The sequence below is a fragment of the Halomonas dongshanensis genome, assembly GCF_024790395.1.
In the GTDB taxonomy this organism is placed as follows: Bacteria; Pseudomonadota; Gammaproteobacteria; order Pseudomonadales; family Halomonadaceae; genus Vreelandella; species Vreelandella dongshanensis.
The window spans coordinates 476,453-502,342 of sequence record NZ_JAJISC010000001.1; the positions used below are offsets into that span (position 1 = coordinate 476,453).

Here is a 25,890-nt window from a genome sequence, read left to right on the forward strand (position 1 = left end):
AGCGCATACCGTCATATTTCAACACTTGAGGGGAACGTCGTGAGAAAACGTCATCTAGCGCTGATGATTGGTTGCACCTTTGTAGCGCTGTCATCCACTACTCTGCATGCCGAACAGCTTAGCTTGAATGCGATTGGTATTGTCTCAACCCACCAGCACCACACGGCGCTGGAGCGTGATTTTTACGCCACCCTAGGTGAACGGACAGGGTTAGATGTACAGGTCAACTTCAATCCATTGGATGTCGTCGGTGTCAATATGCAGGACACCATGCGTATGGTGAGCAGCGGTAGTTTCGATGTTGTCGAAACCACGATTGGTTCCGCTGCACGTGACGATCCTTTCCTGGAAGGCCTAGATCTGATTGGTGTGTCGCCGGATATTGATACGTTGCAAACCACCATTGAGGCCTATCGTGATGTGTTCAGTGACCGGGTGGCTGAGCGTTTTAATGCCCGTGTTATGGGGTTATGGCCATTTGGCCCCCAAGTGTTTTTTTGCTCTGGTGACGTGGCAAGCCTAGCTGACTTACGTGGCAAACGTGTCCGTTCCTTTACCCCAAGTATGTCTGCCTTATTGGAGTATCTGGGAGCGACGCCGATTACGCTGCAGTTTGCAGAAGTTTACCCTGCCTTGCAGCGAGGCGTAGCCGAATGTGGGGTAACCTCACCCACCTCGGGTAATACCGGGAATTGGCCGGAAGTCACCGACTCTCTATTGACGCTTGGGGTGAGCTGGTCAGTGCAGGCGCACATGATGAATCTGGATACCTGGAATGCCATGTCGCCCGAGGCGCAGGAGGCCATTGCTGAGGCGTACGTGGACCTGGAAAGCCAGTACTGGAACATGGCCAGAACACTTACCCAAGATGCGGTGAATTGCTCGACCGGTAGCGACAACTGCGACAGTTATCAGCGCTTTGATATGGCCCTTGTCGAGCCCAGCAGTGAAGATGAGGAGCTTCTGAATGCTGCGGTGTCCGAGGTGATACTGCCCACCTGGTCTGAAACCTGTAACGCTAACTACTCAGCGTGCGCTTCTCTTTGGAATCGCACCATTGGTGAGGCACGCGGCTTAGCCATCGAGTAATGAGCTCTGCCGGACGAGCGATCAGCATCCGTCCGGCGTATCTATGAAGGAGATATCGCAGATGCGGTCCATCAGGTTTTTTTCAGGGCTGGAACGGCTAGTCAATATCGCTGCCATTCTGTGTGGGTATGCATGCCTTGGGCTCTGCTTGTTAATAGGTTACGAGATTGTAGCTCGCCGGTTACTAGGCCACTCGATACAAGGAGTGGATGAGCTCGGTGGTTATGTTTTAGCGATTACCTCTGCTGTTGGTTTTTCTGCTGCGCTCATGCACCGGATGCACACGCGGATTGAACTCGGGCTCAATCGTTTCCCTATTGCTATTCAGGCGGGACTGAACACTATAGCAGTATTGTTATTGGCGGGATTTGCGGTGTTTATGTTGCTGCAGGTCTGGGGCACATGGCAGTCGAGCATCGCCTACGGGAGTCGCGCCAGTACCCCTTTGCAGACCCCGTTATGGATCCCTCAAGGGGTGTGGATGCTGGGCGTAACACTCTTTGCACTCGTCGCCGCAGCGATGCTGTTACACAGTCTTTGGTTATTAGCAGGCGCTCATTATCAGACGCTCAATGACCGCTATGGCCCTCCCTCGTTACAAGATGAGGTGGAGAAGAGCCTGGCAGAAGCTGAAAGCCAGTTGGAGAATCAGTTTGTCGGTAAAGGGGAGCGGCCATGATCGACATTACCGGTGCCCTGATGGGCTTTGCCCTTATGTTGGGGTTGATGATTTTTGGCGTGCATGTCGCCGTCGCTATTTTTCTAGCGAGTGCATTGGGCGCACTGGTGTATCTGTCGCCCGCCATGTTGGGGACCTTCGGGACCCAACTTTGGGCGGTGATGAACGATTTTCTGTTAACGGCGATACCGCTGTTTATTCTGTTAGGTGAACTGCTACTGCGTTGTGGCGTCACCCAGCGAATGTATAACGGATTATCGGTACTGCTTGGCCGCTTACCTGGTGGACTACTGCATACCAATATCGGCGCGAGTGGTCTTTTTGCGGCGGTGTCAGGGTCTTCAGTAGCCACGGCAGCCACCATTGCAACCGTAGCGTTGCCGGAGTTTAAACAGCGAGGCTTTAATGAGCGCTTGGTGCTGGGGTCGATTGCGGCGGGCGCCACGCTAGGGATTTTGATTCCCCCCAGTGTGAACCTGATAATTTATGGTGCGCTGACCGGTACCTCTGTGGGCCGACTGTTCGCTGCAGGGTTAATACCTGGATTGTTGCTCGTTACGCTGTTCATGCTGGCGATCGCTATTATCTGCACGCTATTTCCCAATCTTGCCGGTACCCTTCAGGACAAAAGCCCCTTGAAGGTTAGATTGACCAGTCTACAACACCTGATTCCCCCTCTATTGGTATTTGGTGTGGTCATGGGGAGCATCTATTTGGGCTGGGCGACACCAACCGAAGCAGCTGCACTGGGCGTGTTGATGGCGCTTGGGCTAGCGGTATGGAATCGTGCGCTGACAATGACGATGCTACACGCAGCGTTTCTCTCTACCGTACGCACAACGGCGATGATTCTGCTGATTATCATCGCGGCCTTTTTTCTGAAGTTTGTGGTTGGCGTTTTGGGCGTGCCTCAGGCGCTAACTCGTTTTGTCGCTTCCATGGAACTAAGTGTGCTCGGCTTTTTACTGGTTCTGGTGGTGTTTTATCTCATCCTGGGATGCTTTATTGAAACGCTCTCGATGATGGTGGGCACCATCCCCATCGTGTTTCCTATCGTAATGTTCATGGGTATCGACCCCGTGTGGTTTGGAATTTTTTTGGTCTTGATGATGGAATTAGCCCTGATTACGCCGCCCATTGGTATGAACCTCTTCGTGGTGCAGGGGGTGCGCCGCACCGGCTCGGTCATTGATGTTTACTGGGGCATCATTCCGTTTGTTGCTGTATTGCTATTCGCGACGGCGTTGATTATTACCTTCCCGTCCATTGTGACGTGGCTACCATATCGGTTGTTGTAAGGAGCCGAAAGTGAATGACGATCTCAATGGCATATTGCACCAGTCAGCGAGTGAGCTACTCACTCAACTGACGGAGGGCCGCTTAACCTCTCAAACGCTGGTAGAGGCGTCCTTGGCTCGCATCGATTCGCTTAATGGTGCGCTCCAGGCATTTATTAATGTCGATGCGAAAGGTGCTCTTGCTGCAGCAAAAGCGTGTGATCGAAAGCGGCGTACAGGCCAAACGCTCGGTGCTCTGCATGGGCTACCGGTCGCGGTGAAGGATGTGAGCGACTCGGTGGGTATACCTACCACGAAAGGCTCACGCCTTTTGGCGTACAACCGGCCAGTACGAGACGAGCTTTCCGTTGCACGGCTGAAAGCGGCTGGTGCCATTGTGCTAGGTAAAACTAATACGCCGGCATTTGCTTTTGGGGCTATTTGCACCAACGACCTCTGCGGTCCGACTGCCAATCCATGGGATCTAGCGCTCAGTTCAGGAGGGTCAAGCGGTGGGTCGGCCGTTGCGGTGACCACAGGTATGGTGCCGTTGGCCCAGGGCACGGATTTTGGCGGGTCGGTACGAACGCCGGCCGCTTTTTGCGGCTGCGTAGGCTTGCGGCCAGCGCCGGGTACCATCGCCGAGCCGTACCGCCCGCGTGGGTGGAGCATGCTGGCTACCCAAGGTGTATTGGCCCGCAACGTGCGGGATGCAGCGTTAATGATGGATGTTATGCAGGGTGGGCATACGGATGATCCCAGCTCGGCGCGCTTCATATCGGACGCGTATTCGCTCAAGGTAGCGAATCTAGAATCTGTCAACGGTTCGCGCATGGTTCGAGTGGCTGCGTCCCTGACGCTTGGCGGTGCCTATCATGTCGCAAAACCAATCGACACCGCTTTCTCTCAGGCGGTCGAACTGATCGGTGTTTTACTTGGACCTGTAGCGTGGCAGCATCCTGAGGTGTCAGAAGGCGTTGCGGCGTTCAAAACGCTTCGGGCTGCTGAGTCATGGGCTACTTTTGGCGCACTGGTCAACGCTCAGGAGCAGCATCTCTCCGCTTCATTTGTTTGGAATGTACGTCAGGGCGAAGGCATTAGCGCCTCTCAGTATCTACACGCTGAAAATACACGCACAAAGGTGTACCGACGCTTTCAGGCATTCTTCTCACAATTTGATCTACTCGTGCTACCGGCAACCAGTGTCATGCCATTTGCTAATACTCAAGACGATGTCTGGGAAATAGAAGGGCATGCCTGTGAGACGATCATCGATTACCTGGCATGTACGTTTCTGATTTCGTTGGTGGGGTTTCCCAGTATCTGTTTGCCGATGCCGCGCCAGCCTGGAGAGCTACCCGTTGGCGTTCAACTGGTCGCTAAACCAGGTAACGAGCGCTGGCTGCTACAGGTGGCTATGCAGTTGGAAAATAGTGGTTTTCAACACCAGTGGCCACCTTGTGTATCGGGGCCCTCAACCGAAAGGAACCCTTATGCCATAGGCGATTGATCTGGATATAGCAGAGCGCTTGCGTGATCTACAGGGGGATGCCGGGCGGCCCCTGTAGCCTTGCTGTCCGGAAAAAGCAGTCTACCGTGCCTACATAGAAAAGCTGCTGAATCATATCTGCTGGGTGCACACTAAGCATATCAGTGGGATAGCCTGATGGTTGGCTAAGCGTAGATATTAGCGCTCTTTTTAGATTATGCGGAGCGCCACAAATGTGTGTGAATGATACGGCTTTGTATTATCGCTAAGCATTGGGGCACTAGTATCATGCCACCCCAAGCTTCTGGTAAAGAGGATGAGGCGGCAATATAGGAAGCTACATGCGAGCAATAAGAACGCTAGCCAAATAGGGTTTCCCAGTGAATATCCCGTGCTTCTGGGTCTCCCAGATGTAAGGCATCCTGAATGTGATTAAGGTGATGCAGCATCAGGTGAATGGCGCTTTCGGCATCTTTGTTGATGATCGCATCCACAATGCGCGCATGCTCATCCTCAGGGCAGGCGGGCATTTGCGGAGCATCATATAGCGCAATGATTAGGCAAGTGAGCGGACATAGCTCGGACATTAACTTCTGAATGAAGAGATTGCCGCCGAGCTCTGCCAGCAGCATATGAAATCTGCCGGTTAAGCTGATGATTAGTCGCCGATTACCCTCTGCTCTGGCACGTTCTTCCTCGACTAAATGCGCCTTAAGCTTATCCAGGTCGGTAGGCGTTGCCCGGGCGATTACCTGCCGAATGATTTCCGGCTCGATCAAACGTCGGGTTTCCATGAGATCGAGTGCTTCCTGGCGGGTAGGGCGGGTCACGTAAGCTCCACGGTTGGGATGCAGGGTGACCAACCCCTCCTTGGAGAGTGAGGTAAGCGCTTGCCGAACCTTGGTACGGCTGACATTGAACGTTTGCGCGAGGCGGTCTTCCCCTAGTTTTACCCCTGGCGGTAGCCGGTGCTCCATAATGGCATCGGTAATCCGCTCAGCTATCTGTTCAATGGCGGGTTTCGTCGTCAGAGAAGCGTCCATGGTCGTTATATCCTGTCAAAAACTGAGTCCAGTATGCCGTAAGGTGAAGCGAGCCAGTAGTGCTGCATTAAAAACGTTTTAGCCAGTATTACTACGCACTTTCTTGGTGCGTAGCAGGCTATTTTGGTGCTAAGTGCGCGCATTTTATTGTGCTATTTATTGTATGCAATATTTTAATTAAAAATTGTTTATTTCATGTTATTTTTTTAATTTTATTTAAAATCAGTGTTTTATGATTTTTTTTTAGGGAAATGTTTTGAGGTTCTCGAGGGGCCATGGCATGGCGCTTGCTATTCCATAACGTACCCGCCCATACCCGTAGGCGATGGTTACCCCATGAAACCGCTGGAGCCTCCCCCATGATCTCAAAAGCATCTGTATTGACATTGGCGTCACTCATCACAGCAGCAGCGCTGTTTTCGTCCTCGCTACAAGCTGCAGAGCGGCTGCGCGTCGCTGGTAATTTTCCGACCGATCACTCGGTTTCCCGCGCCATGGAGGTATTCAAAGAGCAGGTCGAGCGGGAGTCGGATGGCGAACTGCAAATCGATCTATTCCCCGCGATGCAGCTAGGCGGTGCCACCGAGAATGTTGACCAAGTGCGCTCAGGCACGATTTTTGCGGTATTCACCTCGATCGCCTATTTCACGCGCACTATTCCCGAATATGAAGCCGTCAGTCTGCCCTTCCTATTTGATAATCGAGAGCAGGCATTTGCTGTGATGGATGGCCCGGTCGGCGAGCAGTTGGATGCCAAGATGGAGGCACTGGGGTTTGTCAATCTTGGCTATGGTGAGCTGGGTTTTCGTCATGTTACCAATAGCCTGCGCCCTATCACTTCTGTGGATGACTTTGCTGGTATGCGTATTCGTCTACAGCCCAATGAAGTGCATCTGCAAACGTTCCGAGCGCTGGGTACCAACCCGGTTTCCATGGACGTCTCCGAGCTGTATTCGGCGTTACAACAAGGAGTGTTGGATGGCCAGGAAAACCCCTACAACATTATCGCTAGTCGTCGCTTCAATGAAGTGCAGCCGTATTTGTCTGATAGTGGCCACTTCTATGACTTCATCAACGCGGTAGCCAATAAGCGCAGCTACGAGCGTCTTTCAGAAGAGCACCGCGCCATTATTGATACCGCTATGGCAGAGGCCATGGCTTGGCAACGTGCAGCCGCTGCGGCTGAGGAAGAAGAGTGGCGCGAACAGCTAGTAGCAGCGGGCATGGAATTCACGCCTATTTCTGCTGAGTTACGGGCTGAACTGCGTGATGCGACTCAAGAGGTTACTACCAGTCTGAAAGAGCGTATCGACCCAGCATTTATCGAGCTGGTCATCCAGGAAGCTCAAGCAGCACTGTGAGACCCGCTATGAAAAATACCTCTGTATCACTTCAAGAGCCAACGCAGCGGGGGCCTGAACCCCCGCGCACCAGTGCTCTGTTTCAGCGGGCTAAATGGGTGGTTGGGCGTCTGGATGGTGTGACCTACTGCGGCATTGTCGTCGTAATGGCACTGATGGTCACTATCGTCGCGCTACAGGTTTTCTGGCGCTATGTGCTGGGCTCCTCTATCGATGCAGCCGACGAGCTTTCACGGTTGTGCTTTGTATGGGCGATCTTCCTGGCGATTCCCCATGGTGTGAAGCACGGCGTCCATGTCGGCATTGATCTGTTTGTCATGATGATGCCGGCTTGGTTGCAGGAAATACTCTTTCGTCTGATGGCTGGGATCTCGACGCTGTTAATGCTGATGGTGATGTTAGGTGCCTGGGTGGCAACAGTAGACCGCTGGCCTGAGCTGATGCCGACACTACCGGTAACGTCAGCGATCTACTACATCGCGGTGCTGATTTGCAGTGCCCACGCCTTTTTACACCTGGCGTTGCTGGCATGGGGTGGCTCGCGGACATGGGAGGAACTGTCATGACTTGGCTGGCGATTGGCGTATTTCTTGGGCTGGCTTTCTTTGGTATGCCGCTGGCCTTTGCGCTTGGGTTTGGCTCACTAGCGGGTTTATGGATGCTCGACTTTGAGCTGGTGGTGATGCCACAGCGCATGATGCATGCGGTTAATAGTTTTCCCTTAATGGCCATTCCGCTTTTTATGCTGGCCGGTGAGCTAATGGTGCGGGCAGGGATTATGGATCGCCTGATTGCCTTTGCGAATAGCTTGGTGGGTCGAATGCATGGCGGGTTAGCCCACGTCACGATTACCTCAGGGACTATTTTTGCCTCCGTGAGTGGGGCTGCGGTAGCCAGTGCTAGTGCCATGGGTAGTACCCTGGTTCCCTCGCTGCGTAAGTACTATCCCGATGCTTATTCAGGCGCGGTCATTGCCTCTGCAGCTAATTTGGGCCCGGTGATCCCGCCCAGCAATGCCATGATCGTCTATGCGTTGATGGCGGGCTCTTCGGTATCGGTAGGCGGGCTTTTTATTGCGGGTATTCTGCCTGGCATACTGTTGGCGATCGGTTTTATGGCGATTGCCAGTTGGATCTCCTGGAAGCGTGGTTACGCCCTGACCGGAGAGCGATTCAATTTAGCGAATGTCTTTCTCCAGGGCCGACGCGCTCTGATCATTATCATGATGCCGGTCATTGTGGTGGGCGGCATTGTAGGTGGCATTTTTACTGCCACGGAAGGGGCCGCCATCGCCGTGGTCTACTCAGCGCTGATCGGATTTGTCGTCACGCGGCGGCTAAAAATCGCCGATCTGCCGGGCTGTCTCTACCGTGCTGCGGTCACGTCGGCCATGGTCGGCGCGTTGATAGCGTTTGCTTCCGTGCTGACGTTCATCTTCACCATCGAAATGGTGCCGATGATGCTGTCCTCTTTTATCCAGGATCTGACCAGCGACCCGATGATGTTCATCCTGCTCACCATGGCACTGTTGGTCGTGGTAGGGATGCTGATTGAATCGAATGCTGCCTACATCATGCTGGTGCCGCTGTTTGCTCCTGTCGCGCTGACCTATGGCATTGACCCGCTCTATTTCGGTTTTCTGTTCATGTACAACTTGGTGGTTGGCATGATGACGCCGCCGGTGGGAGTGCTTTATTTCGTGATGAGTGGGATTACCAAGGTGCCAATGATGCAACTGGTGAAAGAGTCGCTGCCGTTTGTGGCGTTTCAGTTTGCTGTGCTTGGCCTGTGTATTTTTATCCCGTCACTTGTCACTGCACTGCCACGTGCATTGGGCTACTAACGGATTAGGGAGAAAAGCATGAAAAGCACTTTTGATGCGCGACATCCTGCCGATTTGGTTATCCATGGTGCCCGTGCCCTCACCATGGATGAGACATTAGGAGAAATCGCCAACGCCCGACTCGTGATTCACCAAGGTCGATTAGTCGAGATAGGGCCAAACGATCCGGCACAGCCGCTAATGCCCGCGCGCCGGACCCTTAATTTAACCGGTCGCGTGATTACCCCAGGCTTTATCAATGTGCATACCCACACCATTTTGAGCATGGTGCGCGGTGTGGCAGAAGATATGGGCTTCGCACCTGCCTATACGCCCGGGGTGCCACACGGCCACGAAGTGAGCGAAGAGGAGGCCGTTGCTCTGGCACGGTTAGGGGCTGCCGAAGCGCTATTATTCGGCTCCACACTGATTAACGACAGCTATGTTCATGCGGACCTAACGCTGCCCGCTATGGGCAAGCTAGGCATGCGGGTGATTACTTGTGGACGTATCCACGATGTGGATTTCAGCCGTGTACATGAGGGGATCTGGCAGCATCGTGATGCAATTGGCGAGCGAACGCTGAATGAAGCCATTGCGCTTCACGAGCGCTGGCAAGGCAAGCTGGATGGTCGATTAGGCGTAGAGCTTGCTGCCCATGCACCTGATACCTGCTCCCGAGATTTGTTAACCCGTGTGGCTGCCACCCGAGATGCGCTAGGTATTCATGTCAACGGCCACCTTTCTCAAAGCCTTAAAGAGAATCGGCGCGTATTTGAGCGTGACGGTATGACCCCCAGCGAACTGCTGGAGGACGTAGGCCTGCTCGGGCCACGCTTTACCGCCGCGCACTGTATGTACGTGAGCGACAGTGACATCGAGCGCATTGGCCGTACCGGTACCAACATTGCCCATATTCCGCGCGGCAATGCGACGGGGGGGCGTATTGCCCCCACCACCCGTTTACGCGCAGCGGGCGCGAACCTTGCTCTAGGCACCGACAACATGCACGGCGATATGGTGGAAGTGATGCGCTGGGCATTGATTATGGGCCGGGTGCAAGAGAGCGAAATTAACGACAGCTGGCAGCCGCATCACGTGCTGGAAATGGCCACCTTGGGAGGCGCCAAAGCGTTAGGGCTGGATGCTGAACTGGGTTCTCTCTCTCTCGGTAAGCGTGCTGATTTAGTGGTGTTTGACTTCCGCCGCCCGCACTTGGTGCCGCTGATCAATGCCCTTGGCAACTTGGTACACACCGCTCAAGGGCGGGATGTCGAGATGGTGGTATGTAACGGCCAAGTGGTGGTTGATGGTGGTGAACTCTGTTTCGCCGATACCTCCGCATTATTGACGGATGCCCAGCGCGCCGCTGAAGCACTGTGGACGCGTGCGCGAGCCCAGGTATAGAGAAAGGAGAGTTCTCGATGAAACTACTCATCGTTAATCCCAATATTTCCCAAAGTGTGACCGACCTTATTGCCACAGAAGCCAAGCGTTCCGTCAGTGCTACTACGCAGCTTACCTTGCGCACGGCCGCCTTTGGCGTGGCTTATATCGAAACCCGCGCTGAAGCAGCGGTCGGAGCGTATGCCACCCTGAACGAGCTTGCTGAACACTACGCCGGACATGACGCCGCTATTGTTGCCGCCTTTGGCGACCCGGGCTTAGAAGCTGCCCGTGAAATGCTGCCGATACCCGTGGTCGGGCTTACCGAGAGTGCCCTGATGAGTGCCGCCATGCTGGGTGGTCGCATCGGTATTGTGGCGATTTCGCGGCGTATTCGCGCCTGGTATAGCGAAACCGTTGACCGCTACGGCATGGCTTCCCGGCTAGCGGGCGTCCGCTGCTTAGACGAACCGTTACCCAACATTGGCAGTGTTCAGCAGGACAAAGGTGAACAGTTGGTAGCGCTATGTGACGCCGCAGTGCGCGAAGATGGCGCTGATGTGTTGATTATTGCTGGCGCACCGCTGGCCGGCCTGGCCCGCAGTGTTGCTGAGCGAATTCCAGTGCCAGTGGTGGATGGCGTTAGCTGTGCCGTTCATCAGGCAGAGCTGCTGGTACGGCTGAGTCCTCATAAAGCCACTGCAGGAAGCTACTCCGCACCCCCTGAAAAGAGCTGGACGGGGTTGTCGCCTGCCTTGGGCCAGTTAATCGGGCGACAGCGCATATCGTAAGGCAAATACCGCCTATCAATTTTGGAGCAGGACCATGACCACGCCCCGCAGCCGTTTTGGTGTTCTAACACCCTCTTCGAATACCGCACTAGAGCCATTGACCTCGGCGATGGTGGCTCAAGTGTCTGGTGTCACCGCGCACTTTTCACGATTTGGAGTCACGGAAATAGCTCTAAGCCAACGCGCATTGGGCCAATTTGACGATACCCATGTGCTCGCTGCCGCCAAGCTGCTCGCCGATGCCCGGGTGGATGTGATTGGTTGGAGCGGCACCTCCGCTGGTTGGCTTGGTTTTGATCACGATGTAACTCTGTGCCAACGCATTAAGGCTGAAACGGGCATTCAAGCCACCACATCAATGCTGGCGCTTAACGAGATCATGACCGACCACGGTGTGCGTGAGTTTGGTCTGGTAACGCCTTATACCGACGATGTACAGCAGCGTATCTTGGCGAATTACCACGCTGAAGGCTTCACTATTGTTGCGGAAGATCATCTTAGTATCAGTGAAAATTTTGCCTTTGCTGAGGTGAGCGCAGAGACCCTTACCGCCCAGGTGCGGCGGGTGGCTGAACAGGGCGCTCCCTTGATTGTCGTCGCCTGTACCAACCTCAACTCTGCTCAACTGGTTGCTCAGTGGGAAGCTGAATTAGGTGTGCCAATACTGGATACCACTGCCACGGTGGTGTGGAAAATGCTGCGTATGACGGGGCACGCTACTACGCCGATCACCGGCTGGGGACGTTTGATGGAAGGGGCACTGTCACATGGCTGAGTTCGATTTAGTGGTTCGTCGGGCGCGCTGCGCCACCGCCGCTGATGTTTTTGAAGCCGATATTGGGATCCGCGATGGCGTGATTGTTGCCTTGGGCAATGCACTTGCTACGGGGAAAGAAGAAATTGACGCAGCAGGGCGCTGGGTACTGCCTGGTGGGATTGATGGCCACTGCCATCTGGATCAGCCCACATCTGATGGTACTCAAATGGCTGACGATTTCCTCACTGGGACACGTTCAGCCGCCTGCGGTGGAACAACGACGATATTTCCTTTTGCCTGTCAAATTAAGGGCCAGAGCCTGCGAGCGGCCGTCGAGGATTATCATCAGCGAGCGGAAGGTAAAGCGTGCATCGACTACGCCTTCCATCTGATCGTCACCGACCCCACGCCTGAAGTGCTTGCCGTAGAGCTGCCGGAACTGATCCGCGAAGGGTACACCTCTTTTAAAATCTACATGACCTACGACGATTTAAAGCTAGCTGATCGTGAAATCATAGATGTGTTGGCGGTTGCCCGTGAACATGGTGCCATGGTGATGGTGCATGCCGAAAATGCCGACTGTATTGCTTGGTTAACCGAGCGTCTTATTGCCAATGGTCATACGGCACCCCGCTATCACGCGGCCGCTAGGCCGATGTTGGTTGAGCGCGAAGCCACCCATCGTGCTATTGCCTATGCCGAGCTGGTTGATGTGCCCATCTTGATCGTGCATGTGTCTGGGCGTGAAGCGATGGAACAACTGCGTTGGGCGCATCAACATGGTTTACGTGTCTATGCCGAAACCTGCCCCCAGTACTTATTCCTAACCGCCGATGACCTGGGCCTGGATGATGACCCCCAGGGAGCCAAGTGCATTTGTAGCCCACCTCCTCGCGATAAGGCGAATCAGCAACTCGTCTGGGATGGACTAGAGAATGGCGTGTTTCAGGTGTTCTCCTCCGATCATGCACCGTTCACCTTTGACGGACCGCAGGGCAAGTTTGCGGCAGGGGAAGAGGCCAGCTTTGATCATATTCCCAATGGTATACCTGGACTCGAAACCCGCTTAGCACTGCTGTTTAGCCATGGGGTCGAGACCGGTAGGATTACCATCCAGCAGTTTGTAGCGCTAACCGCCACCAATGTTGCGCGTATGTATGGGGTTTATCCACGTAAGGGGTCAATTGCCATCGGTGCCGATGCTGATCTAGTGATCTGGGATACTGGCCTTGATCGCACTATTCGTAACGTCGATTTACATCATGCGGTTGATTATACTCCGTATGAAGGATTAAAGGTTAATAGCTGGCCAGCTATAACTCTTTCAAGGGGAAGAGTGGTTTGGAAAGATAGTAGCTACCTCGGAGAAGCGGGTTACGGTAATTTTTTACATTGTGACTTACCTGTTCCAGCAAGACCTAAGTTTAAGGTAGGGGCAGGAATTAAAGAGAATGGTTAAATATGATAAGAAAGAGTTGGTAGCCACATTGGTTAATGCATGGAAGGGGAATGGGTTAGTCAATGCTGAGTTAGCTAGTGACTTATCTCCTGGAAGTCTGCTAGAAGCATATGAAATTCAGAAATTATTAGGTATACAAATGGAGTGGTGGCCTAATGGAAGGCCTTCCGCATGGAAGCTTGTCGGTGAAAGAGAGTTAGCGGCACCTGTTCCTGACCGCTTTATAATTCCTTCTCCTTCAGTAATTAAAAAAAATTCTTTGTTTAGTTTATGTGGGATTGAGGTTGAAATTATAGTTAGACTGTCAAGAGAGTTACTGGGGGGGTGTAGTGATCGTGATGTCAGAAATTCAATAGATGGCGTTTTTTCTGCAATTGAAATATTTGATGTGCGTGTTGAAGATTGGAGAAATGTGCCTGATAACTTTCTCTTAGCAGATCTTCAAATGCATGGAAAATTGGTTTTGGGAGATGGGGTTTTAAATGAATGGAATAAAAGTCTTTATGGAACCGAGCTAGATATTTTAGTGAACGGCCTTTCATTGGATAAAGGGTTGTTCAGGCATCCGATGGGAGATCCATTAGCAATGATTCCTTGGCTTGCCTCGCATGCAGAGAAAAGAGGATGGCCTTTGCAAAAAGGCGATATGATTGCAACTGGGTCATGGTCAAAAATGTTTGAAATTAATCCTGGCGATGTAGTTCAAGCCTTCTTTAAGGATATTGGAGGTGTTTCTGTATTTTTAGAGTGATTGCTTAATGAGTGTGTGAAGGCTCTGAGCTTAATGCATGGCGGATGCTGATACATTCTTTAATACTGGGTTTGATTTGCTAAATGAGTGCAGCACCTAGAGAAATAATTAGATGCTGCACTCATTTTATGTAGACTTAGAAGTTTAAGTAAGCATCAACCATTCGTGATCGGGATCGTTATAGAACTGCCAAACGCGCTGGGGCCCGGCCATTACGTTGAGGTAGTAGAGCGAGTAGCCGTGGGGCGCGCCGACGGGGTGATACCCCTTGGGCACCAAAACGCAGCAGCCGTTTTCTACCGCCATGGTTTCGTCCAGCGTGCGGTCGTCGGTGTAGACGCGCTGGAAAGCGAACCCTTGGGGCGGGTCGATGCGGTGGTAATAGGTCTCTTCCAGCAGCGACTCGTGGGGTAAGTTATCCACATCGTGTTTGTGCGGCGGGTAGCTCGACCAGTTGCCCGCTGGGGTGAACACCTCGACCACGAGGAGGCTATCGGCGGGCTCGGTTTCGGGCAGGATGTCGTGCACGTGGCGCACGTTGCTACCTTCTCCGCGCGTACTCTGCTTGATGTCACTTGGTGCGATCAGCCTTGGCGCGCGGTTGCCCTGGCCCGGGGCGGCGCACACGGCGAGTTCGAGCTCGGTGGTCGCCTCCACGGTGTAGCTTGTATCGTTAGGCAGATAGACCGCATAGGGCGGTATCTGCTCGAACACGTCCATTCGCTCGCCGATGTCGTCGAAGCGGTGCTCGCCGCTCACTACGTTGGCGCGCCCGGTAAGCAGTACCAAACAGACTTCCTGATCGCCGGTGGTGGCTTCAAGGTGCTCCCCTGGCGCAAGCTGATGCACCTGAAAGCCGATGTGTTTCCAGCCTGCCGAGGCGGGCGTCACGTCGATGATTTTGCCCTGTGCATCCGGGGCGCTGGGGCGAACGAGTAGCGATGACATACGGTCTCCTGGTGTGCTGGCGAGAGGTGCGTTGTTGTATTTAGAATTTATATTCTATTTTTTAAATAATCAAAAAAATGAACCATTGAGTTTCCGCTCACCGCGTCGTAGCCGTTCGAACCGCAACGTTTCTTTAAGCCCGCGCAGTGTCCTGGCGAACCCCCAGCGCAATCGCCAGCGTCTGCGCTAGGCAGAGTGAAGCGGTTAACCCACGAAACCCTTTTACTTCTGCCTCGTGAACGATCAGCGCGACATCGGCCAGGCGCACCAGCGGGCTTAGCGTGGAGTCGGTGAGTACCACGAGCGGAATGCCGCGCGCATGGGCTTGCTTGGCGACCTCGGTCGACTCCTCGGCGTAGGGGGCGAAGCTGATCACCAGTAGCGCATCCTCGTGGCTCACCGCCTTGAGCTGCTCGTCGTACATGCCGCCCAGGCCATTCATCAGAAAAGCCGGTTTATCGATGTGGTGCAGCGCGTAGGTCATGTAGCTGGCAACCGTAAAGCTGCGTCGCGCGCCCATTAGGTGTACGGCTTTAGCACGCTCGAAAATATCCAGCGCCTGCTCCAGCTGTTCGGGGGCGATACGCCCAGGGAGCTGGCTGAGCGCTTCCTGGTTGGCGGTGGCGAACTCCCAAAGCAGCTGCGCGCTATCAGGCGTTTCACCCGTGGCGGTACGCACGGCGCGGATACGCTCGTTGTAGTTGGGCAACTCGTCAAAAAGACGCGCCCGAAACAGCTGCTGCATCTCGGAAAAGCCGGAAAAGCCGAAGCTGTTCGAGAAGCGGATCAGCGTCGAGGGCGTGACCCCCGCCTGCTGCGCTAGCTGGGCTACGGTGGCGAAGGCGACTTCCTGCGGATGGTCGAGCAGAAACTTCGCCGTTTGCTGCAGCCGACGGCTAAGCGACGGATAGTCGGCGGTGATACGTGCTTCAAGGGAAGCGAAATCGTGGGGTAGTGGGGTCATCGGGCGCTCTGACGGTCGAGGTCGTGGGATCTTGTTGGAGCCCCTAGCCTAGTGAACCTGGAATATAAATTCCATCGAGAGTTTTGCTCGCTGTAGCGAGTCCAGGCCTTTCGTCGGACAAAGGCGGACGGCGGCTAGCTACCACCGTACTGCTTTAGTCGGACGCAAAGTGCCGTGGATATCGCACGCTTTCCGTTAACACACTGTTTTTTCTTGGCTGCTTTAGCGATACCCATCTTCGGTCGTGAAATCAAAAGTTCGGCGTGTTGTTGCGATGGAATGTTTATTCTATTCTCGCCGTGTTCTTTCTTGAGTACGTTCTTGAGTACGTTCTTGAGTACGTTCTTGAGCAATCGTTCTTAGCCAACAATGAAAATGACCTCTTGGAGATCGTCATGGCCCATGCCGAGCTGAAATTTGCCCTCAACCATATGGTCAATCCACGCTGGACGCCTCAACAGCTGATCGAAACCGCTGCCGCCATGGGCGTGAGAGCGGTCGAACTGCGTAACGACGTCGGCGCCAATAGCATCGTCGACGTTGCCTCGGCGCAGCGCGCAGGTGCTCTTGCCCGTCAGTTGGGTATCGATGTGCTGAGTCTCAACGCGCTCTACCCCTTCAATGTGTGGAACGCCGAGCGCGCCCAGCAGGCCGAAACGCTAGCGCAGTGGGTCGACGCCGCTGGCGGCCAGGGCTTGGTGCTCTGCCCCCTGGTAGATGCCGATCACCGCGCTAGCGCCAGCGAGCGCCGTGCTGGGTTGGAGCAGGCGCTCACGGCGCTGGATGGGGTATTGGGCCGCTACGATTTACAGGGCTTCGTCGAGCCGCTTGGATTTTCTACCTCCACGCTGCGCATGAAAGCCGAAGCGCTGGACGTGATCGATGCGCTGGGCCTCAGGGCGCGCTTCTCTCTGGTGCACGACACCTTCCACCACCGCGGTGCGGGAGAGCAGGCGCTCTTCGCCGAGCGCACGGGGCTTGTGCATATCTCCGGGCTCGACGATCCCACCATCGCTTTGGACACCATGCTCGACGAACATCGCGTGCTGGTCGATGCCGACGACCGCCTGGATAACGTCGGGCAGCTCAAGCGCCTGCTAAACGATGGCTATCGCGGCTATGTCTCCTTCGAACCCTTCGCCGCCCGCGTGCATCAGCATCCTGATCCCGACGGCGCGCTGGGCGAGAGCATGGCCTTCGTACGCCAGGCGCTGTCCTAACGCTCCGCAACTCACAGCTCACAGCTCACAGCTCACAGCTCACAGCTCACAGCTCACAACAAGAGGACATTGCATGACGATTCATATTGGCATCATCGGCACCGGTATGATCGGTGAAGAGCACGCGCGTCGGATCACCCTGCAGCTCACTGGCGCTACGATCACGGCCGTGACCGACGTCGATCAAGAGCAGGCGCGCGGCGTGGTCGAGCGCTTGGGGCTTGCCGCAGAGGTCTATCCGGACGGCGCCTCACTGATCGCATCCGAGGCGGTCGATGCGGTGATGGTGACCTCCTGGGGCCCCACCCACGAAGAGTACGTGCTGGCCGCAATCGAAGCGGGTAAGCCGGTCTTTTGCGAGAAGCCGCTTGCCACTACCGCCGACGGGTGTCGGCGTATCATCGAGGCGGAGCAGGCCGCGGGTAAGCGCTTGGTACAGGTCGGCTTCATGCGCCGCTACGATAGCGGCTACCAGTTGATGAAAGAGGCGATCGACACCGACCGTTTGGGCGCGCCCTTGATGGTCCACGCCGCCCACCGCAATCCCGAGGTGCCCGAGCGCTACGTCACGCCGATGGCGATTCACGACACCTTGATCCACGAACTCGATACCTTCCGCTGGCTGCTCGACGACGACTACAAGAACGCCCAGGTAGTGTTTCCACGCAAGACCCGCCACGCCCATAGCCAAGTGGCCGACCCGCAGATCGTGATGCTCGAAACCGTCAAGGGCGTGCGTATCGACGTCGAGGTGTTCGTCAACTGCCGCTACGGCTACGACATTCAGTGCGAGGTAGTCGGCGAGGAGGGCGTGGCCCGCCTACCGGAACCTCAGTCGCTGCAGTTCCGCCAGTCCGCCCAGCGCTCCAACGAGATTCTGATGGATTGGAAAAAACGTTTCGCCGACGCCTTCAGCGTCGAGCTGCAGGCGTTCATCGACGGTGCGGCGAGCGGCACGTTAGGTGGTCCTTCGTCGTGGGATGGCTACGCGGCCGCCATTGCGGGCGATGTCTGCGTTAGGGCCCAAGAGAGCGGTGCCATCGAGCCCATTTTGATGCCCGAGCGCCCGGCGTTCTACGCCTGATGTGGTGCGGCTAAAGTATCGCTCAAGCACCGTTCTATTTGTTGATTATTTAGAATTTTTATTCTAATTTGAGCGCAACGCCAATGAATAACAACGTCTCTTTTCCAGCCAAATCTGTCTCGCCGAGCGCGGCACGAAAAGAGATCACCCAGGATGTGACGCCATGAAAGAGACCAAACCGCTCGATCTCATCTGCCTCGGCCGCGCCGCCGTCGATCTTTACGGCCACCAGGTAGGAAGCCGTCTAGAGGATATGGGAAGCTTCGCCAAGTATCTGGGCGGCTCCTCGGGCAATATCGCTTACGGCACGGCGCGTATGGGACTCAAATCGGCGATGCTCACCCGGGTGGGCGACGAGCACATGGGGCGCTTCGTGCGCGAAGAGCTGGCGCACGCCGGGGTAGACGTCAGCCACGTCGTTACCGACAAAGAGCGCCTGACGGCCCTGGTGATCCTCGGTATCAAGGACCGCGATACCTTCCCGCTGATCTTCTACCGCAACGACTGCGCCGACATGGCCGTCGATAGCGCCGATTTCGACCCCGAGTTCATTGCTTCGAGCCGCGCGCTTTTGATCACCGGCACACACTTCTCCACCGAGCAAACCTATCGCACCAGCAAGACCGCCATCGAATACGCCAAAGCGGCGGGCACCAAGGTGATTCTCGATATCGACTACCGTCCGGTGCTCTGGGGGCTGACCACGCTGGGAGACGGCGAAACGCGGTTTATCTCCAACGAAGGCGTTAGCCGCCATTTGCAGACCATTCTGCCCGATCTGGATCTCGTCGTTGGGACCGAAGAGGAGGTGCATATCGCCGGAGGAAGCACCGATACCCTGGAAGCGCTTAGAAAGATTCGCGAACTGACCGACGCCACCATCGTGCTCAAGCTTGGCGCTCAGGGCTGCACCGTGCTGGATGGCGAGATTCCCGCGAGCGAAGACGATTTCGAAGTACATACCGGCGTGCGGGTAGACGTGCTCAACGTGCTTGGCGCGGGCGACGCTTTCATGAGCGGCTTTCTGCGCGGCTGGCTGAATGACGCCTCCCACGCCCAAAGCTGCGCTTACGCCAACGCCTGCGGCGCGCTGGTGGTCTCGCGCCACGGCTGCGCCCCGGCGATTCCCAGCGCCGAGGAGCTCGACGACTATCTGGCCCGCGCCGAAAGCATTCCCCGCCCGGACTTGGATACCCGGCTCAACTACCTGCACCGCGTGACCACCCAGCGCAGCCCCCAGCAGTGGGACGACTTGTGCATTCTGGCCTTCGATCACCGCAAGCAGCTGTTCGACATGGCGCGCGAAGAGGGGGCGGATGTGGCGCGCATCCCCTATTTGAAGCAGCTGCTGGTGAAGGCGACCGAGCGCGGCAGCGCCCACCTGGGCAGCAGTCAGGTCGGCGTTTTGATCGACGATACCTACGGCCAAGCCGCGCTCAACGACGTCACCGGGCGAGGCTGGTGGATTGCCCGTCCGGTGGAGCTACCAAGCTCTCGCCCCATCGAGCTCGAAGGGGGGCGCAGCATTGGCTCGCGGCTAACGCAGTGGCCGAAGGAGCATATCGTCAAGTGCTTGGTCTTCTACCATCCCGACGATGAGATCAGCCTGCGTCAGGCTCAGGAGCGCCAAGTCATGGAGCTCTACGCCGCCTGCGCCGAGGCGGGCAACGAACTGCTGTTAGAGATCATCCCGCCGCGCGATACCAAAAACGATGCCAAGAACGATGCCAAAAACAGTGACGATCTCTTCATCGCCACCATGAAGCGCTTTTATAACCTCGGCGTCTACCCCGACTGGTGGAAGCTGCCGCCGCAAACGCCAGCGGCTTGGCAGCGTATCGGTGAGCTTCTCAACGCACGCGCGCCGCACTGTCGTGGCGTGGTGATGCTGGGGCTGGATGCGCCGGTCGAGGAGCTCAAAAAAGGCATCATGGATAGCGCAGGCGTCGAGGTGTGCAAAGGGTTCGCGGTGGGCCGCACGATCTTCGGCAAGCCCAGCCGTCTTTGGCTGCGCGGCGACTACGACGATGAGCAGCTGATTCACGCCGTGCTGGACAACTACCTTGCCCTGGTCGATGCCTGGCAGATGCGCCAGCGCTCTCTGTGAGCACCATCGCCACCCGACTTTGGACATGACGACAAGACGAGAAAACGCGATGCAAACGATCAAATTGACGATGGCGCAGGCGCTGGTGCGCTACCTGGTGGCACAGAAGGTGATGGTCGATGGCGAGGTGAAACCGCTGTTTCCTGGCGTCTGGGCCATTTTCGGCCACGGTAACGTCGCCGGGCTCGGTGAAGCGCTCTATCAGGCCCGCGACGTGCTGCCTACCTACCGGGCGCACAACGAGCAGGGCATGGCGCACGCCGCCATCGCCTACGCTAAAACCCTCAATCGCCAGCAGGTGATGGCCTGTACCGCCTCGGCGGGACCGGGCTCGACCAACATGGTGACGGCCGCAGCGGTGGCGCACGTCAATCGCCTCCCGGTGCTGCTGCTGCCCGGTGATACCTTCGCTACGCGAATGCCCGATCCGGTACTCCAGCAGGTCGAAAGCTTCCACGACCACACCCTAACGTCCAACGACTGCTTCAAGCCGGTCAGCCGCTTTTTTGATCGCATTACCCGGCCCGAGCAACTTCTCACCTCGCTGCCCCAGGCAGTGCGCGTGCTCACCGACCCACTCGAGTGTGGCCCGGTGACGCTGGCGCTGCCTCAGGATATCCAGACCTTTGCCTTCGACTACCCCGCGCACTTCTTCGACGAGAAAATTCATCGCCTGCGCCGCCAGGCGCCGGATCGTGACGAGCTCGAAAGCGCGCTGGCGCTGATTCGCCAAGCGAAAAAGCCGCTGGTGATCGCCGGCGGCGGCGCTCACTACTCCGGCGCGCTCGAGGAGCTCGATGCGCTGGTCTCGCGCTATCACCTGCCGGTGGGTGAGACCCAGGCGGGCAAGGGGGCGCTACCCTGGGATCACGCGCAAAACACCGGCAGCATCGGTGTGACCGGCGGCGCGGCGGCCAATGCGCTTGCCGCCGAGGCGGACCTGATCGTTGCCGTGGGCACCCGCCTTGGCGACTTCGCCTCGGGGTCGAGGGCGATGATCAACCCGGACGCGAAACTTCTGAGCATCAACGTGGCCTCGTTCGACGCCGTGAAGCATAAAGGCCAGGCGCTGGTGGGCGATGCCAAGCTCACGCTCGCCGAGCTGGCGGATGGGCTCGAGGGCTGGCAGCCCGATGGCGCCTGGATCGAGCTTGCGGCGTCGCTTCGCGCCGACTGGAACCGCACGGTAGAGAAGGTCACTGCCGATCGCGGAACGCCGCTTCCCTGTGATGCCGAAGTGGTCGGGGCGGTAAACCGCGCGGCGGGCGAGCGCGATATCGTCGTCTGTGCCGCCGGGGGGCTGCCCGGCGAGCTACAGAAGCTTTGGCGCACGCGTTTCGATCGCGGTTACCACATGGAGTACGGCTACTCCTGTATGGGGTATGAGCTTGCCGGCGGCGTCGGCGTCAAGATGGCCAAACCCGACTCCGAGGTGTTCGTCATGGTCGGCGACGGCTCCTACCTCATGCTCAACTCAGAGATTGCGACCTCCGTCATGCTCGGCCACAAGATCATCGCCGTGGTGCTGGATAACCGTGGCTACGGCTGTATTCACCGGCTGCAGCAGTTCTGCGGCGGGCCGGGCTTCAACAACATGCTCGAGGATTGCCTGAGCGTGGAGGCGGGCGCGCCCAAGACCGATTTCGCCGCCCACGCCCGCGCCCTGGGCGCGCAGGCCGAACAGGTCGGCAACATTGCCGAGCTCGAAGCGGCGCTGACGCGGGCGAAGGCGAGTGCGTCGAGCTATGTCATCGCCATCGACACCGACGCCTTGGCCGATACCCAGGAGGGCGGCACCTGGTGGGACGTCGCCGTGCCGGAAGTGTCCGAGCGCGCCGAAGTGCGCACGGCACGCGAGCGCTACGAGCGCTACAAAGCGCGCCAGTTCAGCAACCTATGAAAGCTCGGCCGTGCCCTGACAGTTCAAAAACAGCTCAGCAAGACAGTTCAGTAAAACAGTTCAGTAAAACAACAACCGCCACGGAGATCGCCATGAGTGTACGACTCGGGATCAATCCTCTTACCTGGACCAATGACGACATGCCCGAGCTTGGTGGCGATACCCCGCTCGAGCACTGCCTGGCCGAAGCTCGGCAGGCTGGTTTCGCCGGTGTCGAGCTTGGCTACAAGTTTCCGCGCGATGTCCAAACGCTTGCACCGCTGCTGCAAACCGCGTCTCTGGCACTGGCATCGGGCTGGTACAGCAGCCACCTGCTCGAGCGCAGTGTCGAAGAGGAGATCGCAGCGCTGACGCCGCACCTAGGGCTACTCAAAGCGCTCGGCGCCAAGACGCTGGTGTTCTGCGATATGGGCCGCCACGTCTACCGCACGCGGCAAACGCCGCTATCGCATTCGCCGCTACTCAGCGAGACGGAGTGGCGCCACTTTACTCAGCGCCTCGATCAAGTGGCGGCGTACTGCCAGGCGCAAGGCGTACAGCTCGCCTATCACCATCACCTGGGGACGCTGATCGAGACGCCCGCAGAGATCGAGCGTCTGCTAAGCGAGACGTCTTCCGCCGTTGGGCTACTGCTCGATACTGGTCACTTGAGCGCTGCCGGTGGCGACCCTGTCGCGCTATACCAAGCTCATGCCGCACGCATCCACCACGTGCACTGCAAGGACGTTCGTCACGCCGTGCTGGCCGATGCGCGCAATCGCGATCTTAGCTTTCTCGATGCCGTCCTCAATGGCCTATTCACCGTGCCCGGCGATGGCAACCTGGCGTTCGCGCCGCTGCTCGCTGCGCTCAAAAAACACGGCTACGCGGGCTGGCTGGTGGTCGAAGCCGAGCAGGATCCGGCCATCGCCCACCCGCTGACCTACGCCCGCCTGGGCCACGACAATCTGCGCCGCCTCTGTATCGAAGCGCAGCTGGATCTCGCGGAATGAGCCGCGCCTGAACGACATCGCTTGCTGACCATAACGCTTACTGATCAGACCATTTAAAAAGAGCTATTCAAAAGAGCTACTGCCACGACAAGGAGCACCCCATGAGCACGCTAGGCAACTTCATCAACGGCCAGGCCACCGCCAGCCAGAGCGGCCGTACCGCACCCGTTTACAACCCGGCTACCGGCGAGAAGGCCTTCGAGGTCGCGCTCTCCTCGGCGGAGGAGACCCGTGAGGCGGTACGCGTCGCCCATGACGCCTTCGCTTCCTGGGCGAAGATCACCCCGCTCAAGCGCTCGCGCATTCTGTTCAAGTTCAAGGCGCTGGTCGAGGAGCACGCCGATGAGCTGGCGCGGCTGATCTCCAGCGAACACGGCAAGGTGTTCTCGGACGCCAAGGGCGAAGTGACCCGCGGGCTCGAGGTGGTCGAGTTCGCCTGCGGCATTCCGCACCTGCAGAAGGGCGAGCACTCCATGAACGTGGGCACCGGCGTGGACAGCTACTCGATGATGCAGCCGCTCGGGGTGTGCGCCGGTATCTCACCGTTCAACTTCCCGGCGATGGTGCCGATGTGGATGTTCCCGATTGCGCTTGCCTGCGGTAACACCTTCGTCATGAAGCCCTCGGAGAAAGACCCCTCCACGCCGATGCGCCTGGCGGAGCTGTTAAAAGAAGCCGGGCTTCCGGACGGCGTGTTCAACGTGGTCAACGGCGATAAAGAGTCGGTCGACGTGCTGCTCACCGACGAGCGTGTCCAGGCGGTGAGCTTCGTTGGCTCCACGCCGATCGCCGAGTACATCTACGCCACGGCATCGCAACACGGCAAGCGCGTGCAGGCGCTCGGCGGCGCCAAGAACCACATGGTGATCATGCCGGATGCCGATCTGGACCAGGCGGTAGGCGCACTGATGGGCGCGGCCTACGGCTCGGCAGGCGAGCGCTGCATGGCGATCTCGGTGGCGGTGCCGGTGGGTGACGAGACCGCCAACCGCCTGCGCGAAAAGCTCGAAGCCGAGCTTGCCAACCTGCGCGTGGGCCCAGGGCTGGTCGACGGTCCGGACAACGACATGGGCCCGCTGGTCACCCGCGAGCATCTGGAGAAGGTCAAAGGCTACATTCAAACCGGCGTTGACGAAGGCGCCGAACTCGTCATCGACGGTCGCGAAACCCGCGTAGAAGGCGCCGGGGATGGCTACTTCATTGGCGGCACGCTGTTCGACCACGTCAAACCCGGCATGCGCATTCACGCCGAAGAGATTTTCGGCCCGGTGCTGGCGATCAGCCGAGTCGCGAGCTTCGACGAGGCGGTGGCGATGATCAACGCCCACGAGTACGGCAACGGGACGGCGATCTTCACCCGGGACGGCGACGCGGCGCGCCAGTACTGCGAGCAGATTCAGGTCGGCATGGTCGGCGTCAACGTACCGATCCCGGTGCCGATGGCGTTCCACAGCTTCGGCGGCTGGAAGCGCTCGCTATTCGGCCCGCTGCACATGCACGGCCCGGACGGCGTACGCTTCAACACCCGGATGAAGACCATCACCCAGCGCTGGCCGAGCGGCATTCGTGAAGAGACCAACCACTTCACCATGCCGACACTTTAATCCTGCGCGATTGACGATAGCGGCGACAACGGCCCAGGCCTCGGTGGCAAACACCGGGGCCTGGGCCTTTTTTGCGTCACACGCTTTCGGGGGTATAGATGTCGATAGGAAGGAGAAATTGCCGCGTGCCTTCGAACTTGGTGGGCTCGGCCAGCCAGTCGAGCATGGCGGCAAGGGTCTGGTCGGCTAGCGCCTGGCGCGGCAGCGAGAGGAGTAAGTCGAGCGTGCCCTCCACCAAGGCGCCGCGTGTGGTCGCGGTCAGATCGTGGCCAACGACGAAGAGATCCTGGCGCCCTTGCTCGCGCAGTGTGGCAACGACACCTTCGATACCGCCACCCGCCACGTAGAGCCCTTTGAGCGTTGGCTGCTCTGCGAGTAGCGCCTCGGTCGCTTGGGCGGCCACGGCGGGGTCTTCCTGGCTGAACATCGGCTCTAGCACGCGAAAATCGGGCGCTTTCTCCCTGAAATAGCCGCGAAAGCCGATCTCGTAGAGCTCCTGGCACACGTAACGGTGGCTGCCGGTAATGATGCCCACCGGGCCGGGCGTGAGCATTCGGCTCATTGCCCAGGCCGAGGTGCGCCCCACCTTCCGCGCATCTTGGCCCACGAACGCCGCACTATGCCCGCCTGCGGGTAGTTCCGAAAGCAGGGCAAATACGGGTACGCCCCGCTGACGCAGCCGGGAAATGGCCTGAGTGACTTCGGGATGGTCGGTGGCAACCACGCCAATCGCTTCCACCCGCTGGCCCAGGCGCATCAGTGCCGCCGAGACCTGCGTCGGATCGAGCGTGTCGCAGTACTCGATAATCGGTGATCCCGAAAGCCTCTCTTGATAGCTTTTTGATGTTTCTATCAAGGATTCGGCGATGATGCGATAAACCGGCGAACGCCGCTTCTGCAACAAAAAACCCAGCCGCCTTTTGGATGCTGCCGCAACCTCGGAGGAAGCACTTTGCGTTTCTGAATTATCTATATAACCAAGCGACTTAGCTGCATTAATGACTTTTTCAGCGGTTTGCGGGCGTACGTTGGCCCGGCCGCTGAAAACGCGATCGACAGTCGCAACACCCACCTTCGCCGCCTTGGCGATATCGACCATGGTAGGGGTCGACGATGGCTTTCGAGTCATGGATTATCGCCCTTAATGATGTTCTATCATTTTATCTA

The 25,890-nt window shown here is 57.2% G+C and carries 22 protein-coding genes; 18 read left to right on the forward strand and 4 right to left on the reverse strand.

Annotated features, from left to right (window positions below; all coding sequences use genetic code 11):
- Positions 1 to 39 precede the first annotated feature (39 nt).
- From LLY24_RS02205 to LLY24_RS02220, 4 genes are all read left to right on the forward strand, one after another.
- Positions 40 to 1,089 (forward strand): TRAP transporter substrate-binding protein, encoded by a 1,050-nt coding sequence (locus LLY24_RS02205; RefSeq protein ID WP_259034625.1) that lies wholly within the window; start codon positions 40 to 42, stop codon positions 1,087 to 1,089.
- Positions 1,090 to 1,150: 61 nt separating this feature from the next.
- A complete protein-coding gene (locus LLY24_RS02210; protein ID WP_259034626.1) occupies positions 1,151 to 1,768 on the forward strand; it encodes a TRAP transporter small permease subunit in 618 nt (205 codons plus the stop codon).
- On the forward strand, positions 1,765 to 3,066 hold the full coding sequence (locus tag LLY24_RS02215; RefSeq protein WP_259034627.1) for a TRAP transporter large permease: 1,302 nt from the start codon (positions 1,765 to 1,767) through the stop codon (positions 3,064 to 3,066). Before LLY24_RS02210 ends, LLY24_RS02215 begins: the two co-directional genes overlap by 4 nt.
- Positions 3,067 to 3,076: 10 nt before the next feature.
- Entirely contained in the window at positions 3,077 to 4,555 is a 1,479-nt protein-coding gene (locus LLY24_RS02220) for an amidase (protein WP_259034628.1), read from the forward strand.
- 338 nt (positions 4,556 to 4,893) lie between these two features.
- On the opposite strand, the gene LLY24_RS02225 is transcribed toward LLY24_RS02220, so the two are convergent.
- Positions 4,894 to 5,577, reverse strand: coding sequence for a GntR family transcriptional regulator (locus LLY24_RS02225; protein ID WP_259034629.1), 684 nt, complete (start codon positions 5,575 to 5,577; stop codon positions 4,894 to 4,896).
- Between the two features lie 359 nt (positions 5,578 to 5,936).
- Between LLY24_RS02225 and LLY24_RS02230 the strand changes: the two genes are divergently transcribed.
- From LLY24_RS02230 to LLY24_RS02265, 8 genes are read left to right on the forward strand one after another with little or no spacing between them, the layout of a single operon-like run.
- Complete coding sequence (locus tag LLY24_RS02230) at positions 5,937 to 6,938, forward strand: TRAP transporter substrate-binding protein (RefSeq protein WP_259034630.1); 1,002 nt, start codon at positions 5,937 to 5,939, stop codon at positions 6,936 to 6,938.
- An 8-nt stretch (positions 6,939 to 6,946) separates the two neighbouring features.
- Positions 6,947 to 7,504: a TRAP transporter small permease gene (locus LLY24_RS02235; RefSeq protein ID WP_259034631.1), complete on the forward strand. Its 558-nt coding sequence runs from the start codon at positions 6,947 to 6,949 to the stop codon at positions 7,502 to 7,504.
- The gene (locus LLY24_RS02240; RefSeq protein WP_259034632.1) at positions 7,501 to 8,781 is read left to right on the forward strand and encodes a TRAP transporter large permease; all 1,281 of its coding nucleotides are present in this window, start codon (positions 7,501 to 7,503) and stop codon (positions 8,779 to 8,781) included. The genes LLY24_RS02235 and LLY24_RS02240 overlap by 4 nt, the downstream gene beginning before the upstream one ends.
- Before the next feature lie 18 nt (positions 8,782 to 8,799).
- Positions 8,800 to 10,167, forward strand: a complete 1,368-nt coding sequence (locus LLY24_RS02245) for an amidohydrolase family protein (protein WP_259034633.1) — start codon at positions 8,800 to 8,802, stop codon at positions 10,165 to 10,167.
- 17 nt (positions 10,168 to 10,184) lie between these two features.
- The gene (locus LLY24_RS02250; protein ID WP_259034634.1) at positions 10,185 to 10,937 is read left to right on the forward strand and encodes an aspartate/glutamate racemase family protein; all 753 of its coding nucleotides are present in this window, start codon (positions 10,185 to 10,187) and stop codon (positions 10,935 to 10,937) included.
- A 34-nt stretch (positions 10,938 to 10,971) separates the two neighbouring features.
- The gene (locus tag LLY24_RS02255; protein ID WP_259034635.1) at positions 10,972 to 11,712 is read left to right on the forward strand and encodes a maleate cis-trans isomerase family protein; all 741 of its coding nucleotides are present in this window, start codon (positions 10,972 to 10,974) and stop codon (positions 11,710 to 11,712) included.
- On the forward strand, positions 11,705 to 13,153 hold the full coding sequence (hydA, locus tag LLY24_RS02260; RefSeq protein WP_259034636.1) for a dihydropyrimidinase: 1,449 nt from the start codon (positions 11,705 to 11,707) through the stop codon (positions 13,151 to 13,153). Before LLY24_RS02255 ends, hydA begins: the two co-directional genes overlap by 8 nt.
- The gene (locus tag LLY24_RS02265) at positions 13,146 to 13,904 is read left to right on the forward strand and encodes a fumarylacetoacetate hydrolase family protein (RefSeq protein WP_259034637.1); all 759 of its coding nucleotides are present in this window, start codon (positions 13,146 to 13,148) and stop codon (positions 13,902 to 13,904) included. Before hydA ends, LLY24_RS02265 begins: the two co-directional genes overlap by 8 nt.
- 144 nt (positions 13,905 to 14,048) lie before the next feature.
- Here LLY24_RS02265 and iolB read toward each other — a convergent pair whose 3' ends face one another.
- Entirely contained in the window at positions 14,049 to 14,852 is an 804-nt protein-coding gene (iolB, locus tag LLY24_RS02270) for a 5-deoxy-glucuronate isomerase (RefSeq protein WP_259034638.1), read from the reverse strand.
- A 133-nt stretch (positions 14,853 to 14,985) separates the two neighbouring features.
- A complete protein-coding gene (locus LLY24_RS02275; RefSeq protein WP_259034639.1) occupies positions 14,986 to 15,816 on the reverse strand; it encodes a MurR/RpiR family transcriptional regulator in 831 nt (276 codons plus the stop codon).
- Between the two features lie 395 nt (positions 15,817 to 16,211).
- On the opposite strand from LLY24_RS02275, the gene LLY24_RS02280 reads away from it, so the two are divergent.
- The 6 genes from LLY24_RS02280 to LLY24_RS02305 all read left to right on the forward strand — a co-directional run bounded on the left by LLY24_RS02280 (position 16,212) and on the right by LLY24_RS02305 (position 24,723).
- Positions 16,212 to 17,036: a TIM barrel protein gene (locus tag LLY24_RS02280; protein WP_259034640.1), complete on the forward strand. Its 825-nt coding sequence runs from the start codon at positions 16,212 to 16,214 to the stop codon at positions 17,034 to 17,036.
- Between the two features lie 73 nt (positions 17,037 to 17,109).
- Positions 17,110 to 18,120: a bifunctional inositol 2-dehydrogenase/D-chiro-inositol 1-dehydrogenase gene (iolG, locus tag LLY24_RS02285; protein ID WP_259034641.1), complete on the forward strand. Its 1,011-nt coding sequence runs from the start codon at positions 17,110 to 17,112 to the stop codon at positions 18,118 to 18,120.
- Positions 18,121 to 18,283: 163 nt separating this feature from the next.
- Complete coding sequence (locus LLY24_RS02290) at positions 18,284 to 20,227, forward strand: bifunctional 5-dehydro-2-deoxygluconokinase/5-dehydro-2-deoxyphosphogluconate aldolase (RefSeq protein ID WP_259034642.1); 1,944 nt, start codon at positions 18,284 to 18,286, stop codon at positions 20,225 to 20,227.
- 49 nt (positions 20,228 to 20,276) lie between these two features.
- On the forward strand, positions 20,277 to 22,127 hold the full coding sequence (gene iolD, locus LLY24_RS02295) for a 3D-(3,5/4)-trihydroxycyclohexane-1,2-dione acylhydrolase (decyclizing) (RefSeq protein ID WP_259034643.1): 1,851 nt from the start codon (positions 20,277 to 20,279) through the stop codon (positions 22,125 to 22,127).
- A gap of 92 nt (positions 22,128 to 22,219) precedes the next feature.
- A complete protein-coding gene (gene iolE / locus LLY24_RS02300) occupies positions 22,220 to 23,119 on the forward strand; it encodes a myo-inosose-2 dehydratase (RefSeq protein ID WP_259034644.1) in 900 nt (299 codons plus the stop codon).
- 101 nt (positions 23,120 to 23,220) lie between these two features.
- Positions 23,221 to 24,723 (forward strand): CoA-acylating methylmalonate-semialdehyde dehydrogenase, encoded by a 1,503-nt coding sequence (locus tag LLY24_RS02305; RefSeq protein WP_259034645.1) that lies wholly within the window; start codon positions 23,221 to 23,223, stop codon positions 24,721 to 24,723.
- Positions 24,724 to 24,799: 76 nt separating this feature from the next.
- Here LLY24_RS02305 and LLY24_RS02310 read toward each other — a convergent pair whose 3' ends face one another.
- Positions 24,800 to 25,852, reverse strand: coding sequence for a LacI family DNA-binding transcriptional regulator (locus LLY24_RS02310; RefSeq protein ID WP_259034646.1), 1,053 nt, complete (start codon positions 25,850 to 25,852; stop codon positions 24,800 to 24,802).
- Positions 25,853 to 25,890 lie beyond the last annotated feature (38 nt).

What these genes read in the sequence shown, in the direction of transcription:
- LLY24_RS02210 (WP_259034626.1), top strand. Translation starts at nt 1,151, where the DNA reads ATGCGGTCCATCAGGTTTTTTTCAGGGCTGGAACGGCTAGTCAATATC.
- LLY24_RS02215 (WP_259034627.1), top strand. Translation starts at nt 1,765, where the DNA reads ATGATCGACATTACCGGTGCCCTGATGGGCTTTGCCCTTATGTTGGGG.
- LLY24_RS02225 (WP_259034629.1), bottom strand. Translation starts at nt 5,577, where the DNA reads ATGGACGCTTCTCTGACGACGAAACCCGCCATTGAACAGATAGCTGAG.
- LLY24_RS02230 (WP_259034630.1), top strand. Translation starts at nt 5,937, where the DNA reads ATGATCTCAAAAGCATCTGTATTGACATTGGCGTCACTCATCACAGCA.
- LLY24_RS02235 (WP_259034631.1), top strand. Translation starts at nt 6,947, where the DNA reads ATGAAAAATACCTCTGTATCACTTCAAGAGCCAACGCAGCGGGGGCCT.
- LLY24_RS02240 (WP_259034632.1), top strand. Translation starts at nt 7,501, where the DNA reads ATGACTTGGCTGGCGATTGGCGTATTTCTTGGGCTGGCTTTCTTTGGT.
- LLY24_RS02245 (WP_259034633.1), top strand. Translation starts at nt 8,800, where the DNA reads ATGAAAAGCACTTTTGATGCGCGACATCCTGCCGATTTGGTTATCCAT.
- LLY24_RS02250 (WP_259034634.1), top strand. Translation starts at nt 10,185, where the DNA reads ATGAAACTACTCATCGTTAATCCCAATATTTCCCAAAGTGTGACCGAC.
- LLY24_RS02255 (WP_259034635.1), top strand. Translation starts at nt 10,972, where the DNA reads ATGACCACGCCCCGCAGCCGTTTTGGTGTTCTAACACCCTCTTCGAAT.
- hydA (WP_259034636.1), top strand. Translation starts at nt 11,705, where the DNA reads ATGGCTGAGTTCGATTTAGTGGTTCGTCGGGCGCGCTGCGCCACCGCC.
- LLY24_RS02265 (WP_259034637.1), top strand. Translation starts at nt 13,146, where the DNA reads ATGGTTAAATATGATAAGAAAGAGTTGGTAGCCACATTGGTTAATGCA.
- iolB (WP_259034638.1), bottom strand. Translation starts at nt 14,852, where the DNA reads ATGTCATCGCTACTCGTTCGCCCCAGCGCCCCGGATGCACAGGGCAAA.
- LLY24_RS02275 (WP_259034639.1), bottom strand. Translation starts at nt 15,816, where the DNA reads ATGACCCCACTACCCCACGATTTCGCTTCCCTTGAAGCACGTATCACC.
- LLY24_RS02280 (WP_259034640.1), top strand. Translation starts at nt 16,212, where the DNA reads ATGGCCCATGCCGAGCTGAAATTTGCCCTCAACCATATGGTCAATCCA.
- iolG (WP_259034641.1), top strand. Translation starts at nt 17,110, where the DNA reads ATGACGATTCATATTGGCATCATCGGCACCGGTATGATCGGTGAAGAG.
- LLY24_RS02290 (WP_259034642.1), top strand. Translation starts at nt 18,284, where the DNA reads ATGAAAGAGACCAAACCGCTCGATCTCATCTGCCTCGGCCGCGCCGCC.
- iolD (WP_259034643.1), top strand. Translation starts at nt 20,277, where the DNA reads ATGCAAACGATCAAATTGACGATGGCGCAGGCGCTGGTGCGCTACCTG.
- iolE (WP_259034644.1), top strand. Translation starts at nt 22,220, where the DNA reads ATGAGTGTACGACTCGGGATCAATCCTCTTACCTGGACCAATGACGAC.
- LLY24_RS02305 (WP_259034645.1), top strand. Translation starts at nt 23,221, where the DNA reads ATGAGCACGCTAGGCAACTTCATCAACGGCCAGGCCACCGCCAGCCAG.
- LLY24_RS02310 (WP_259034646.1), bottom strand. Translation starts at nt 25,852, where the DNA reads ATGACTCGAAAGCCATCGTCGACCCCTACCATGGTCGATATCGCCAAG.